This is a genomic window from Shigella sp. FC1544 (genome assembly GCF_001722145.1).
GTDB classification, from domain to species: domain Bacteria; phylum Pseudomonadota; class Gammaproteobacteria; order Enterobacterales; family Enterobacteriaceae; genus Escherichia; species Escherichia coli.
In genome coordinates this window covers 1-1,441 of the sequence record NZ_MECT01000297.1, presented here as the reverse complement: position 1 = coordinate 1,441, position 1,441 = coordinate 1, and the positions used below count along the sequence as shown (strand labels likewise).

Below are 1,441 nucleotides of genomic sequence, written 5' to 3'. Positions count from 1 at the left end.
CGAAGGGGCGATTGCCCGGCAGCATGATGTCCAGGCGATTCACAATCTGGTGAAGAGGTTCTTTACGCTCAAGCGCCATGCCAACAATACACCAGACCATCATTTCGAGGGGAAGACGGCGCTTGCGTAGCGTTACAGTACCTGATTCGGCAAGGCAACGAGAGATGAGTTCGGGGTCGAGGTAATCCCCCAGAGAAGTCAGTGGGTTACGCAGAGAATCGTAACGGGATACCAGATCAAGAGCCTGTCCAATGTGCATAAAAAAATCCGGAAACAAGTGAGCGTTTCCGGATTCTTACACAGCCACTGGATCGGTCAACTGATCCTTAACTGATCGGCATTACTCCCAGGAAGCTATCGTTGAAAAGCAATGTGACAGATATTCCATCTGATAAGAAGAATTATGGTTTAGCAGGAGCGCATTGTTGAGCACAATGATGTTGAAAAAGTGTGCTAATCTGCCCTCCATTCGGCTGTTTCTTCATCGTGTCGCATAAAATGTGACCAATAAAACAAATTATGCAATTTTTTAGTTGCATGAACTCGCATGTCTCCATAGAATGCGCGCTACTTGATGCCGACTTAGCTCAGTAGGTAGAGCAACTGACTTGTAATCAGTAGGTCACCAGTTCGATTCCGGTAGTCGGCACCATCAAGTCCGGTGGGGTTCCCGAGCGGCCAAAGGGAGCAGACTGTAAATCTGCCGTCACAGACTTCGAAGGTTCGAATCCTTCCCCCACCACCAATTTCGGCCACGCGATGGCGTAGCCCGAGACGATAAGTTCGCTTACCGGCTCGAATAAAGAGAGCTTCTCTCGATATTCAGTGCAGAATGAAAATCAGGTAGCCGAGTTCCAGGATGCGGGCATCGTATAATGGCTATTACCTCAGCCTTCCAAGCTGATGATGCGGGTTCGATTCCCGCTGCCCGCTCCAAGATGTGCTGATATAGCTCAGTTGGTAGAGCGCACCCTTGGTAAGGGTGAGGTCGGCAGTTCGAATCTGCCTATCAGCACCACTTCTTTTCTCCTCCCTGTTTTTTCCTTCTGTTTATTGCATTCAACAAGTCGGGCATGTTGCCTGGTTGATGTGGTGATATCACCGATTTATCCGTGTCTTAGAGGGACAATCGATGTCTAAAGAAAAGTTTGAACGTACAAAACCGCACGTTAACGTCGGTACTATCGGCCACGTTGACCATGGTAAAACAACGCTGACCGCTGCAATCACTACCGTACTGGCTAAAACCTACGGCGGTGCTGCTCGCGCATTCGACCAGATCGATAACGCGCCGGAAGAAAAAGCTCGTGGTATCACCATCAACACTTCTCACGTTGAATACGACACCCCGACCCGTCACTACGCACACGTAGACTGCCCGGGGCACGCCGACTATGTTAAAAACATGATCACCGGTGCTGCTCAGATGGACGGCGCGATC

The 1,441-nt window shown here is 49.9% G+C and carries 2 protein-coding genes and 4 tRNA genes; 5 read left to right on the top strand and 1 reads right to left on the bottom strand.

Going from position 1 to position 1,441, the window contains the following annotated elements:
* Positions 1 to 277 (bottom strand): transposase domain-containing protein (locus BGK49_RS14565; protein WP_024249094.1); only part of this gene is annotated, 277 nt, incomplete at its 3' end.
* Between the two features lie 299 nt (positions 278 to 576).
* Between BGK49_RS14565 and BGK49_RS14555 the strand changes: the two genes are divergently transcribed.
* The 5 genes from BGK49_RS14555 to BGK49_RS14535 all read left to right on the top strand — a co-directional run.
* Positions 577 to 652, top strand: a tRNA-Thr gene (locus BGK49_RS14555).
* Positions 653 to 660: 8 nt separating this feature from the next.
* Positions 661 to 745 (top strand) — tRNA-Tyr (locus tag BGK49_RS14550).
* A gap of 116 nt (positions 746 to 861) precedes the next feature.
* Positions 862 to 936 (top strand) — tRNA-Gly (locus tag BGK49_RS14545).
* Positions 937 to 942: 6 nt separating this feature from the next.
* Positions 943 to 1,018 (top strand) — tRNA-Thr (locus tag BGK49_RS14540).
* Between the two features lie 114 nt (positions 1,019 to 1,132).
* A partial coding sequence (locus BGK49_RS14535; protein ID WP_000031690.1) for a GTP-binding protein occupies positions 1,133 to 1,441 on the top strand: 309 nt, incomplete at its 3' end.